The organism is Bradyrhizobium sp. (assembly GCF_028868675.1).
Taxonomy (GTDB): domain Bacteria; phylum Pseudomonadota; class Alphaproteobacteria; order Rhizobiales; family Xanthobacteraceae; genus Bradyrhizobium.
This window is the reverse complement of record NZ_JAGWUA010000013.1, coordinates 1-11,838: the sequence shown is the minus strand read 5'-3', so window position 1 is coordinate 11,838 and position 11,838 is coordinate 1. Positions and strand designations below refer to the sequence as shown.

Here is an 11,838-nt window from a genome sequence, read left to right as displayed (position 1 = left end):
GGCCCGCCTCAGGGCGAGACGACCGCGTTCCAGAGCATGCTGAGGCCCGCGGCCGCCATGATGGCGTCCATGATGAGGCGGAATGCGTCCGGCTTCAGGTGCAACACGAAGCGCTTGGCGATGAACGCGCCCGACATCAGCGAAGCGCCCGCGATCAGTCCCTTGATCGCGACGTCCGCCGTCAGCGCGCCGAAGCGTTCGAATGTCACCGATTTCGAGAGATAAAGCCCGAGCGAGGAAGCCGCCTCGGTCGCCAGAAAGGCGCCCCTGGTCAGGCCGTAGAACAGGAACAGCGGCACGCTGAGCGGCCCGGTCGAGACCACGATGCCTGTGAGATAGCCGATCACCGCGCCGCCGATCGCGAGATGCCAGAGGCCGGCCTTGAGCTGGTGCCGCGCCAGCACGTGCCGCAGCGGCACCATGGCGATCAGGAAGATCCCGATCGCAACATCGACGGCGTGCGAGGGCAGCGCCAGCAGCGTCCGCGCCCCCAGCGCCGCGGCCGGGATTCCCGTGATCGAGTAGGCCGCGCAGGCCCGCCAGTCGACCTCGCGCCACCACGCCATGATCCGCGACAGGTTCGCCATCACGGCGGCGACCGCCATGATCGGCACCGCCTGCTTCGGTCCGTATTCATGAACCAGCACCGGCATCAGCATGATCGACGAGCCGGTGCCGACGATGCCGGAGATGGTGCCGGCGATCAGGCCGACGATGAGGACGAAAAGGAAGCCCACGTGAAGATCTTTGGTTAATTCCCGGTATCGCGCGACTCGGCAATGCGAGCGACCGTACGGCCTGATCGTTAGACTTTGAAGCGTATTGATCGAGCATTCGCTCAAAGAAATCGAGGCGTGCGATGCTCGATCACAATTCCTTCTCGGCGCTCGACCGTCACGCGGTGCTGAGCGGCTCCGATGACGGCTACCCGTGGTACGCCGGCGCGATGCTGGCGGCGGAATCCTGCGAGGTCATGGGAATGCGGCTCGAAAAGCTCAGCCATGCCGATGCGGAGGCCGAGCAGGAGGCCGTGCTGATGGTCAGCGAGAAGTTCGCCGCCGCGTTCGAGGCCGTCGCGTGCTGGTTCGCGGGCGCGACGCCTGCCGTCATCATCAACCGTTACCGCGAGCATGTCGCCGACAATGCGCGGCGGCTGTCGGCGGGCGGGCATTAGCCGCGCCAGGCAAGCATCATTCTCCGCCGGCTTTGGCGAGAGAGGGTAAGGCGCTCCTGCGAGTCCGGATCGCATGCGCGCCCATGACGGCGAGAAGCAGGGGAATCAGCCACAGCAGCCCGTGGTCATAGACCAACGGCCCCTCGAACGGGAGCTGCGAAAAGTGGTAGCCCGTCAAGGCACCGATGACCGTGAGCGTGGCTTGCTCGGCCGTCGCGGCGCCGGCCATGGCGGCAAACAGGCCGAGCACGATCGCCGTCAGCACGATCTCCACGAGCGCGCCGGGCCATCCATTGAGCGCGTAGCCGGTGACGTGGGGCGGCTGCGGAGCCGTGCCGACGCCGGCGAACGCATCCGAGAACATCTCCGCATAGACGAGGTTGCTCGGCTGACACGGCGACGGCTTGCGCCGGATGCGCGTGAGCAGGGTGCCGCATTTTCCCGGAGATAGGGTGAAGGTCTCGAAATAATAGGGATAGGGCTGCGCCATCCGGTTGAGCAGCGCCGAGGCCGCGATGCCGGCGGCATCCGACTTGTGGATCGCCGGGTGGTCCAGTCCGTTCGCCGACGGTATCACGACGGCATGCAGCACCAGGAACGTCACCGCGACGTAGCCGGCGCCGGCCAGCAGTGCGAAGGCAACGGTCGGCAGCACGAGGCTGCGCCTGACGAGCAGCCACAGCGCGACCATGTGAGCGCAATAGAGCAGCACCAGCGGCCACTTCATGTTGAGCAGCGCCAGCGCGATGGACATGGCGATCAGGTTGAACGCGCTCACGGCGATCCAGCGAGGGCCGCCGCCCATCAGCGCACGCACGAAGCCGTAGCATGTCAGCGCGAACAGGACGGACTTGAGCACGACCTGCGGCCAGAAGCCGATGGCCGAGAACAGGTCGAGGCGGGCCTGGGAGGACATCACGAAGCTGGCCCCACCAAACATCAGCCCGATCGCGTTCGCTCGCCAGAGCGATGCCGCGACATAGGCATGGCAGGCCAGCAGGAGCAGCAGGTACTCGGGCAGGCTCGGTGCCGGCAGCCTCGCCGCAACCGGCGAGAGGATCGGCCGAAGAACCGTTCCGACCAGCATCGCCACGGGCGGCACGATCGCAAAGGGGAGCAGCAGCAGCGCCCAATATCCCGCAGACCCTGCGGTCGTGAACTTCGAGATGGAGAAATCGTGGATGCTGTACCAGCCGACGATATCGCCGATCGAGGAGAAATAGAGCAGGTTTCCGAGAACGGTCAGCACCGCGTAGCTGACGAGGAACACGATCAGAGCGGAATGAATGCGCGCTGCACGCATCAGGGACCTCGCAGGAGAGGGGCACCCTATCCCCCCGGCCTCTGCGCGCGCAACAGCCGCCTCACATCGTCGGCATTCCGTCACTTGCGCAGCTCGATCCACGCCGGAGCGTGATCCGAGGCGCCATCCTCGCCGCGGATCGTCCGATCGACGCCGGCCCTGGCCAGGCGCGGGGCAAGGGCCGGGCTCAGCAACAGATGGTCGAGCCGCAGGCCGGCATCGCGCGGCCAGCGGTTCCGCTCGTAGTCCCAGAACGTGTAGATGCGCTCGTCCGGGTGCAGTTCGCGCACCGCGTCGCACCAGCCCTGCGCGAGCAGGGCGGCGAAGGCGGCTCGGCTCTTCGGCTGGATTAGCGCGTCCTCGTCCCAGGAGCGGGTCGGATAGATGTCGATCCCGGTCGGTGCGACGTTGTAGTCGCCGGCGAGCACGACCGGCAGGTCCTGCTTGATGAAGGTTTTCGCGTGCCGCTTCAGCCGCGCGAACCAGTCGAGCTTGTAATCGAATTTCGGCCCGGGCTGCGGATTGCCGTTCGGCAAATAGAGGCTGGTGACGATGATGCCGCGGACGGCGGCCTCGATGTAGCGCGCCTCGTGGTCGTCGGCACCGCCCGGCAGACGGTCGCGGGTCAGGACGGGCACGGCGTTGTGGGCGAGGAGGGCGACGCCATTCCAGGTCTTTTGCCCGCGCCACACGGCGCCGTAGCCGGCCTTCTCGATTGCCGCCGCCGGAAACTCGCCGTCGGTCGCCTTGAGTTCCTGCAACGCGACGACGTCGGGCTTTGCTGCGCGCAACCAGCGCAACAGGTTGGGCAGGCGACGGTTGATGTTGTTGATGTTGAACGTCGCGACCTTCATGACGAAGCGCGCCGCGACGCGTCAGCGCGCCGCGGGCTGCTCGGTCGCCAGCTTCTCGACCGGGAGTTCCGCATTGCCGCCCTTGTAGAGGCGCGCATAGCGATGCCCGAGCGAGGTCAGCACCTCGTAGCCGATGGTGCCGAAATGATGCGCCAGTTCGTCCACGGTGATGCCGTCGCCGAGCAGCGTCACCATATGGCCCCGCCGCGCCGCATTCGGCGCGAGGTCGGTGACGTCGATCGCGATCAGGTCCATCGAGACGCGGCCGGCCACCGGGCAGCGCTTGCCGGCGACCATGACTTCGGCGCCGCGGGTGCCGTCATTGGCGCTGGCGGCGCGGAAATAGCCGTCGGCATAGCCTGCGGCGATGATGGCGAGTCTTGTCGGACGCCGCGCCGTCCAGGTGCCGCCGTAACCGACCGTCTCGCCGCGCTCGACGTTGCGAGTCTGCACGATGCGCGCCTTCACGTCGACCACCGGCTGCATCGGATTGTCGGCCTCGGGCGTCGGGTTGACGCCGTAGAGCGCGGCGCCCGGCCGCACCAGGTCGAACTGGAAGGGCGCGCCGAGGAAGATGCCGGAGGAATTGGCGAGCGAAGCCGGCACGCCGGTGAATTCGCTGGCGATGCCGCGGAAGGCGGCGAGCTGCCTTGCGTTCACCGGGCTGTTGAGCTGTTCGGCCGAGACCAGATGGCTCATGACGAGCGTGATGCCATGATCGCCGGCATTGATGCGCGGGATGATGGCCTGCGCCTCCTGTAGCGTCAGGCCCAGCCGGTTCATGCCGGTGTCGACGTGGATGGCGACGCCGCCCGACCAGCCGGTGCGGCGGCAGAACACGTCCCATTCCGCGAGCTCGTTGAGATCGCCGATCACGGGCCGGCAGTTGATCGCGGCGTAGTGGTCGCCGGTGTTCTGGAAATAGCCGCCGAGCACGTAGATCGTCGGCTCGGCGACGGCGGCACGCACGACGCGCGCCTCCTCGATGGTCGCGACGAAGAAGGTCTTGCAGCCGGCCTTGCTGAGCGCGCGCGCGACCGGATCGGCGCCGCAGCCATAGGCGTTGGCCTTGATGACCGCGGAGCACTCGGCGGGAACAGCCGTCTTCTCGAGCTTGCGCCAGTTGGCGACGAGGGCGTCGAGATCGACCGTGAGCACGCCACCGAAGGCCGCCAGCGCGGCGGCCTGGTTGGCCTCGGCCGAGAGAGGGCCGGTTTGCGGGACGAGCTTGGGATCGGAGGCGATGTTCATGCCGCCGTTTTACGCGCGGCCGGCCCGCGGTTCAACCCGAGGCGCCCCGCGGCGCGTTCGTGCTCAATAGCCGCGATCCGGAAGATGCCCTTCATGTGCGATGTCACCGAACCGGGTCACCGAGGCATCGAAGCTCAGATCGACCGTGCCGGTCGGGCCGTGGCGCTGCTTGCCTATGATGACTTCGGCCCTGCCGTGCACGAGCGACATGTCGAGCTGCCATTTCTCGTATTCCGGCGTGCCCGCGCGCGGCTCCTTCATGGCGAGGTAATACTCCTCCCGGAACACGAACAGCACGACGTCGGCGTCCTGCTCGATCGAGCCGGATTCGCGCAGATCCGAGAGCTGCGGCCGCTTGTCGTCGCGCGATTCCACCTGGCGCGACAATTGCGACAGCGCGATCACGGGCACGTTGAGCTCCTTCGCCAGCGCCTTCAGGCTGGTGGTGATCTCCGTGATTTCCTGCACGCGGCTGTCGTTCGATCGCTTGCCCGAGCCGGACAGGAGCTGGATGTAGTCGATGACGATGAGGTCGAGCCCCTTCTGCCGCTTCAGCCGACGGGCGCGCGCCATGAGCTGGGCGATCGAGAGGCCGCCGGTCTCGTCGACGTAGAACGGCAGCGATTGCAGCTCGATCGAGACCTCGCGGATCTTCTCGAAATCGGCCTCCGAGATGCCGCCGCGGCGGATCGAGGAGGAAGGGATTCCGGTGCGCTCGGCCACGATGCGCGTGGCGAGCTGGTCGGCCGACATTTCGCAGGAGAAGAAGCCGACCACGCCGCCGTTGGCCGCCTTCATGGTGCCGTCGGCCTGCAACTCGCCCACATAGGCCTTGGCGACGTTGTAGGCGATGTTGGTCGCAAGCGAGGTCTTGCCCATGCCCGGACGGCCCGCGACGATGATGAGGTCGGAGTGCTGCAGGCCGCCCATCCTGGTGTCGAGATCGCGCAGGCCCGTGGAGATGCCCGACAGTTTTCCGTCGCGCTGGAACGCCTTGGCCGCCATGTCGACGGCGGTGGTGAGCGCCTGGGAGAATTTCTGGAAGCCGCCGTCATAGCGGCCGGATTCGGCGAGCTCGTAGAGCCTGCGCTCGGCGTCCTCGATCTGCGCCCGCGGGGCAAAATCCACCGGCGCGTCGTAGGCGACGTTGACCATGTCCTCGCCGATGCCGATCAGGTCGCGCCGCAGCGACAGGTCGTAGATGGTGCGGCCGTAGTCCTGGGCGTTGATGATGGTGGTCGCTTCCGCGGCGAGCCGCGCCAGATATTGTCCGATCGTCATGCCTCCGACGTCGGTATCGGCCGGCAGGAAGGTCTTCAGCGTCACCGGAGTGGCGATCTTGCCCATCCGGATCAGGCTGCCGGCGGTCTCGTAGATCGTCTGGTGCAGCGGTTCGAAGAAGTGCTTCGGCTCCAGGAAGTCGGAGACGCGGTAAAAGGCGTCGTTATTGACGAGAATCGCGCCCAGCAGGCTCTGCTCCGCCTCGATATTGTGCGGCGCGCTCCTATAGGCGGGAGTTCCGGCCTCGGGCGCGAGCTTCAGGACGTTCGAATCAGTCAGGGCCATGGTCTGGATTGTCTAGCAACTTGGGCAGATGCGGGGCGCGATAAAGCGCCGGCCGCGCGCAAAGCGGAAGCGAAAGCTGACCGCTATCAACCGCTCAGTGAAAGTGGTGGATGACTGCCTGCCGCGGCGCGCGCGATGCTTGACGGGGTTTGCCGAATTCCGCGTGGGCCCGGCCCCGCTGCCGCCGCACCACGAAAAAATCCGGATGGCATGAACCAGATATCAGGGCATTGAGACCCATTTGCAGGTGCGCGCCTGTGCGGTCTCGCGGGTGGGACCGGCGGCTCAGATGAGCAGGAGGTAGACCAGCGCGATCAGGGCTGCGCCGACGCCGGTGGCGATCAAGGCGTAGTCGGTGCGGAGATCGTCCTGCATGTCGAGGGAACTTCGGAGATTGTTTGCCATCGCCGATCTCTAGGGCAAGCCGGACCAGGCCATTGTGAAGCAGATCACAGACCCCGCGGATTCTTTCCGGCGGGCATCGGAACAGGCGGGCGGGTGGCGTGTTGATCCCCGTTGAGCGTCAGGAAACGAGGCAATCATGCAGCAGGAGCTGCAAACATCGCAGCACCGGATGTGGCGAAGCGAGGCGGGCAGCCGCCTCTGGCTCTCGATGCTGATTGCCGCCATGGAAGCCGCCGCGCAGCCGGAAACCCGCGGCCGGCCCGTTCCGCCCGGGACGGCAGCGCAATTGCGGGCGCAACTGGCCCTCCCGGCGTCGTCCCGCTTCTGCCGGACATCGGATTCCCGGGTGCGGCACTAGCGCCTATTCGCCCGCGAGTTTGAGCGTCGGCGTGCTGCCGCGTTCCAGTCCGCGCAGCCGCGCCTCTTCATGGGCGATGTAGTCGCGCGTGATCGGCACCACGTCCTGGCGCTTGGTGAGCTGGATCTGGATGTTCATCAGGCCTTGCTTGCGAAACGACATTTCGCAGGCCGCCAGATAGAACTGCCACATCCGCGCAAACCGCTCGTCATAGAGCTGCACCGCTTCCTCGCGTCGTGCCAGGAAGCGCTCGCGCCACGCCTTCAGCGTCTCGGCATAATGCATGCGGAGGATCTCGATGTCGCAGACCATGAGCCCGGCGCGCTCGATCGACGGCAGCACCTCCGAGAGGGCCGGAATGTAGCCGCCGGGAAAGATGTATTTCGCGATCCAGGGATTGGTGGCATCCGGGCCCTGCGGGCGGCCGATCGAATGCAGCAGCATGACGCCGTCGTCGGCGAGCAGTTCGGCGCAGTGCCGGAAATAGGTATCGTAGAATTTGACGCCGACATGTTCGAACATTCCGACCGAGACGATGCGGTCGAACGGCCCGACCACGTCGCGGTAGTCCTGCAGCATGAATTTTGCCGATTGCGTCAGGCCCCTCTCGATCGCACGCGCGTTCGACACCTGCAGCTGCTCGGTCGAGAGCGTGATGCCGGTGACCTCGGCACCGGCGATCTCGGCGAGGTAGAGAGCGAACCCGCCCCAGCCGGAGCCGATGTCGAGTACGCGGTGGCCGCGCTTGACCAGGAGCTTTGCGGCGATGTGCCGCTTCTTGGCGAGCTGGGCGTCGTCGAGCGAGGTGTCGGGCGTCTCGAAATAGGCGCAGCTGTACTGCATGTCGGCGTCCAGGAAGAGCGAGTAGAGCCGCCCGTCGAGGTCGTAGTGATGCGTAACGTTGCTCCTGGAACGGGAGCGCAGGTTGAACTGCTTGAAGTACCGCTTCAGGTAGCGCAGATGCCAGAACGGCTTGGCCCAATGCGGCAGCACCTCGGGCTGGTCCAGAACGATGGCGAGCACATCGGCGATCAAGCCATTCTCGACGAGGAACTCGCCGTCCATGAACGCCTCGCCGAGCCCGAGCTCGGGATTGAGCAGGATCTTGCGCTGGGCCTCCGTGGTGGTGAAGCGGACTGCCACCTCCCGGCCGGTGCCATCACCGAAGGTAAAGCGCGCCCCGCTCGCGGTCGTCACCGTCAGCGACCCGCGGCGAATGAACTGACTGAGGAACCTGCGCAACAAACGGTCCATCGAAACCACCCAACCGGGCGAACCCGAACAGATGCGACCAACCCGCCTGCAACGTCGACGCTTGGGACGCCAAATTGGTTCCCACGCCGGCACGTAACATCATAATCGGCGAGTTCCCGGCTTGGCTAGTGCGTTGTGTTCAAAGCGGATATTCACAAGATGCAGGATCACATCCTTGCGTCATGAGCGCGCTTCCATTCGCGGCATAATCGGCTAAAAGGTGACCGCCGCCGGCGCTGCAGCATGCGGGCGCGGCCCACGGATTTCAGTTGGAGATGACGGGAATGTCGAGCCGAGCGCTCAGCCTCGCGACGGTGTTGCTTCTGATCGGCTTTGGCGCGGCAGATACCACCCTGGCGCAGGCGCAGAACCTCGAGGCCGGCAAGTCCCCCTCCCAGATATTCGCCCAGACCTGCAACGCCTGCCACAAGAGCCCGCGCGGGCTCTTGAAGACGGTGGCGCCGGGCTCGCTGCCGGGCTTCCTGCGCCAGCACTACACCACGAGCTCCGACATGGCCGGCGTGCTTGCCTCCTATCTCGTGTCCAACGGCGCCACCGACACCCGCTACGGCGCCGGACAGGCGCCCAAGGGAGCCAAGGAGGGCGCGAAGGAAGCCACGTCCAGCGCTACGCAGGGGCCCGAGCATGCCCGCCGCTCGCGGCAGGAGGCGGCCAGGCCCGAAGGCGAGGCGTCGTCGTCCGAGAGCGGACGGCCCGGCCAGAAGCGGCTGGCGCGGCCGGGTGAGGAGGGTGCCAGGCCGGATGGCCAGGCGACCAACGAGCGCGGCCCCGACGGCCGCAGGGCCAGGCAGCATCTCAGCAAGCGCGGCAAGCCGGAGAGCGAGGAGGCCGCGCCGAAGGCCGAGGCTCCCGCCGCCGCGGTGCCGTCGGCCGGCGAAAAGGCGGCCGAGCCCAAAAGCGATGCCACCAAGAGCGACACCACCAAGAGCGAGACTGCCAAGACCGATACCGGCCGGGATGAAGCCAAACCGTCGGGCGAGGCCAAGTCTGATGCGGCCAAGTCCGATGCCGCGAAGCCCGAGAGCGGGGCGTCGCAGACCGCCAAGACCGAACCGACCGGCAGCGACGCGCCCGCACTGCGGCCCGATCCGGTGCCGCCGGTGACGCCGGCGCTGCCGTCGACCGCGAAGTCGCCGGAGCCATCCGCGGCGGGCTCGGGCAGTTCGGAGCCGAGGCAGGAGGCCAAGGCGCCCGAATCCAAGGCACCGGAAGCCAAGCCGCAGGACGCGCCGCCGGCATCGACGGCGACCGCGGCCGCACCTCCGTCGCCGCCGGTCGCGCCGGCCGGCGAACCCGTGCCGCCGATCTCGCAATAGCATCCCGCCCGCGATTGCATGACGATCGCGATGCTGAAAGAGCAGATTCCGGCAGCGAAAAGCCCGGCCGCGTGAACGGCCGGGCTGACTGATCCCATCGATGCGCGGGTCAAAGCCCGCGCATGACGAGGCGTGAGTTGCCTTACTTCTCGCTCTCTTCCGCGGCCGGAGCGGCCGGCACGGCGTCTTCGTGCTCGGCTTCCGGATCGAAGAACTCGCCGGCCGCGGCGATCGCCTCGGCGGCGGCGTCGCGGTCCTCGTTGCGGGTCGAGATGTCCTCGCCGCGGTTGATGCGCTCGGCCTCGTCCTGGCTGCGCGCAACGGTGACGGTGATCGCCACCTCGACCTCGGGGTGAACGGCGATCGTGACGGTGTGCTTGCCGATGGTCTTGATCGGCGCGTCGAGCTGCACCTGCGGCCGGGCGATGTTGACGCCGTCGGCCTCGAAGGCGACGACGATGTCGCGCACGGTGACCGAGCCGAACAGCTGGCCGGCTTCGGAGGCCTGCCGGATCACGATGATGTTCTTGCCCTCGATCTTCCCGGCAACCTGGGAGGCTTCGCCCTTGGCCTTGAGATTACGGGCCTCGAGCTCGGCCTTCATGCCGTCGAACCGGGTGCGGTTCTCGGCGGTGGCGCGCAGCGCCTTGCCACGCTTGAGCAGGAAATTGCGGGCGTAGCCGTCGCGAACCTTCACGACTTCGCCCATCTGGCCGAGCTTGGCCACGCGTTCCAGCAAGATGACTTCCATGTTCGTTCTCCTTTGGAGGTGATGCGGGTTGAATCTTCCGGGTTGGACTCAGGGGGTCGGCAGCGGCGGCGGCCGGCTGCGCAGGAAGCGCTCGCGGAAGCCGAACACGGCATCCGCGAGGCCGAGGACGACCATCGCAAGGACGGCCCAGGTGAGCAGCACGACGAGCACATAGGTCGTGCAGAGCACGAACAGGCGCTGCTTCAGCGCAAGGGTCACCGTATGCACGACGGCGAAGCCCATCATGGCGTAAGTCATCATCAGCGCGCCGGTGACGGACTTGGCAATGAGGGCAACCATGCCTCCGCTGAAGCAGAAGGCGATTGCCAGGCACAGTGCGGCCATCGTCATCGGCGGCAGTTCGGTGCGCCTGAGCTCCGGCCACGGGCGGCGAAGGCGACCTGACGTGGCCGTCACCTTGGCGGCGATCCACAAATTGATGATGAGCAGCGTTGCGCTGGACATCGCCACGAAAACCGGCACGACGGCGACGAGCGCCGAAATGGCGGGGTCGTTCGGGCTGACCGAACTTCCGACGAAGAGTTGGGCCAGGTGAGCCATTTTCTGCCGCTGCATCTCGACGATTGCCTCGGCATCGGTGCCCTGGTTGAACAGAACGGCGATTGCGATCAGCGAGGCCAGGGCTGCCGCCCAGACCAGAATGCGTCCGACGGGATACCATTCGAGTTCGCCGGGCGATGTCGAAGCGGAAGCCGGCGACGGGCGGCCGAGCAGCGCCAGATGGCCGAGCCACCAGGCGGGCAGGGCGACCTGAATGCCGAAGGTCGCGGCCGTCGTCATGTCGGCGAGCAGGCCGAGGCCGAGCATCGCGAACAAGCCGCCGGCCAAGGCGGCGGAGGGCCCCCAAGCCAGCGCGGCCACCATGAGCGGCATCGGCACCAGGAACTTGAGGAATACCGAGATCAGTACGCCCGACGGAATCGAGGCGAACATCAGCGCCGACGCGGCGCCGGCGACCAGGGCAATGAGAACAAGTGCCATCAGCAGCTGTCCCGCTCCCTTCGAGCGGTTAGAGGCTGTTTGCCCCAACCATCGGCGACCGGACGACCCGGAAGCCTTATGAGTTCAGAAAGTCGCGGTCGGCGGCTCGTCGCCGCCGACCGCAATCGGCTTATCAGCGGATCACGTAGGGCAAGAGGCCGAGGAACCGCGCGCGCTTGATGGCGCGGGCGAGCTCACGCTGCTTCTTGGCGGACACCGCGGTGATGCGGCTCGGCACGATCTTGCCGCGCTCGGAGACGTAGCGCATCAGCAGCTTGGAGTCCTTGTAGTCGATCTTCGGCGCGTTGGCGCCCGTGAACGGGCAGCTCTTGCGGCGGCGGAAGAACGGACGGCGTGCACCAGCTTCAGCCATTGATCTTACTCCCCATCCGTCGTTTCAGCTTCGTCGCGCGGCCGGCGCGGGCCGCGGTCGCCGCGGAAACCACCGCCCTCGCGGTCGCCACGGAAGCCGCCGCCTTCGCGCTCGCCGCGGAAGCCGCCGCCGCGGTCATCGCGCTCGCGATCGCGATCGGCCTTGCGCATCATCGCCGACGGACCTTCTTCCAGCTCCTCGACGCGAACG

At 66.8% G+C, this 11,838-nt stretch carries 12 protein-coding genes and 1 pseudogene; 3 read left to right on the top strand and 10 right to left on the bottom strand.

All coding sequences use genetic code 11. From position 1 onward, the window contains the following. Positions 1–8: 8 nt before the first annotated feature. Positions 9–737, bottom strand: a complete 729-nt coding sequence (locus tag KGM94_RS03435; RefSeq protein ID WP_300255026.1) for a sulfite exporter TauE/SafE family protein — start codon at positions 735–737, stop codon at positions 9–11. Positions 738–859: 122 nt separating this feature from the next. On the opposite strand from KGM94_RS03435, the gene KGM94_RS03430 reads away from it, so the two are divergent. Then, entirely contained in the window at positions 860–1,174 is a 315-nt protein-coding gene (locus KGM94_RS03430) for a hypothetical protein (RefSeq protein ID WP_300255024.1), read from the top strand. A gap of 16 nt (positions 1,175–1,190) precedes the next feature. On the opposite strand, the gene KGM94_RS03425 is transcribed toward KGM94_RS03430, so the two are convergent. The 4 genes from KGM94_RS03425 to KGM94_RS03410 form a co-directional block, all read right to left on the bottom strand. Further along, complete coding sequence (locus KGM94_RS03425; protein WP_300255022.1) at positions 1,191–2,477, bottom strand: hypothetical protein; 1,287 nt, start codon at positions 2,475–2,477, stop codon at positions 1,191–1,193. Positions 2,478–2,557: 80 nt separating this feature from the next. Continuing rightward, on the bottom strand, positions 2,558–3,331 hold the full coding sequence (locus tag KGM94_RS03420) for an exodeoxyribonuclease III (RefSeq protein WP_300255020.1): 774 nt from the start codon (positions 3,329–3,331) through the stop codon (positions 2,558–2,560). Positions 3,332–3,352: 21 nt separating this feature from the next. Next, complete coding sequence (gene alr, locus KGM94_RS03415) at positions 3,353–4,576, bottom strand: alanine racemase (RefSeq protein ID WP_300255084.1); 1,224 nt, start codon at positions 4,574–4,576, stop codon at positions 3,353–3,355. Positions 4,577–4,645: 69 nt separating this feature from the next. Beyond that, on the bottom strand, positions 4,646–6,148 hold the full coding sequence (locus KGM94_RS03410) for a replicative DNA helicase (protein WP_300255018.1): 1,503 nt from the start codon (positions 6,146–6,148) through the stop codon (positions 4,646–4,648). A gap of 541 nt (positions 6,149–6,689) precedes the next feature. Here KGM94_RS03410 and KGM94_RS03405 point away from each other — a divergent pair. Continuing rightward, positions 6,690–6,911, top strand: a complete 222-nt coding sequence (locus KGM94_RS03405; RefSeq protein WP_300255000.1) for a transcriptional regulator — start codon at positions 6,690–6,692, stop codon at positions 6,909–6,911. A gap of 3 nt (positions 6,912–6,914) precedes the next feature. Here the strand turns inward: KGM94_RS03405 and KGM94_RS03400 are convergent, their stop codons facing one another. Further along, entirely contained in the window at positions 6,915–8,165 is a 1,251-nt protein-coding gene (locus tag KGM94_RS03400; protein ID WP_300254998.1) for a cyclopropane-fatty-acyl-phospholipid synthase family protein, read from the bottom strand. 284 nt (positions 8,166–8,449) lie between these two features. Between KGM94_RS03400 and KGM94_RS03395 the strand changes: the two genes are divergently transcribed. Further along, positions 8,450–9,502: a hypothetical protein gene (locus tag KGM94_RS03395; RefSeq protein ID WP_300254996.1), complete on the top strand. Its 1,053-nt coding sequence runs from the start codon at positions 8,450–8,452 to the stop codon at positions 9,500–9,502. A 142-nt stretch (positions 9,503–9,644) separates the two neighbouring features. On the opposite strand, the gene rplI is transcribed toward KGM94_RS03395, so the two are convergent. From rplI to KGM94_RS03375, 4 genes and pseudogenes are all read right to left on the bottom strand, one after another. Further along, the gene (rplI, locus tag KGM94_RS03390; protein ID WP_300254994.1) at positions 9,645–10,253 is read right to left on the bottom strand and encodes a 50S ribosomal protein L9; all 609 of its coding nucleotides are present in this window, start codon (positions 10,251–10,253) and stop codon (positions 9,645–9,647) included. 48 nt (positions 10,254–10,301) lie between these two features. Further along, complete coding sequence (locus KGM94_RS03385) at positions 10,302–11,255, bottom strand: DUF2232 domain-containing protein (RefSeq protein WP_366526207.1); 954 nt, start codon at positions 11,253–11,255, stop codon at positions 10,302–10,304. A 133-nt stretch (positions 11,256–11,388) separates the two neighbouring features. Then, positions 11,389–11,628, bottom strand: coding sequence for a 30S ribosomal protein S18 (rpsR, locus tag KGM94_RS03380; protein WP_007592020.1), 240 nt, complete (start codon positions 11,626–11,628; stop codon positions 11,389–11,391). A gap of 5 nt (positions 11,629–11,633) precedes the next feature. Beyond that, positions 11,634–11,838: pseudogene (locus KGM94_RS03375) on the bottom strand (30S ribosomal protein S6); the annotation flags it as partial.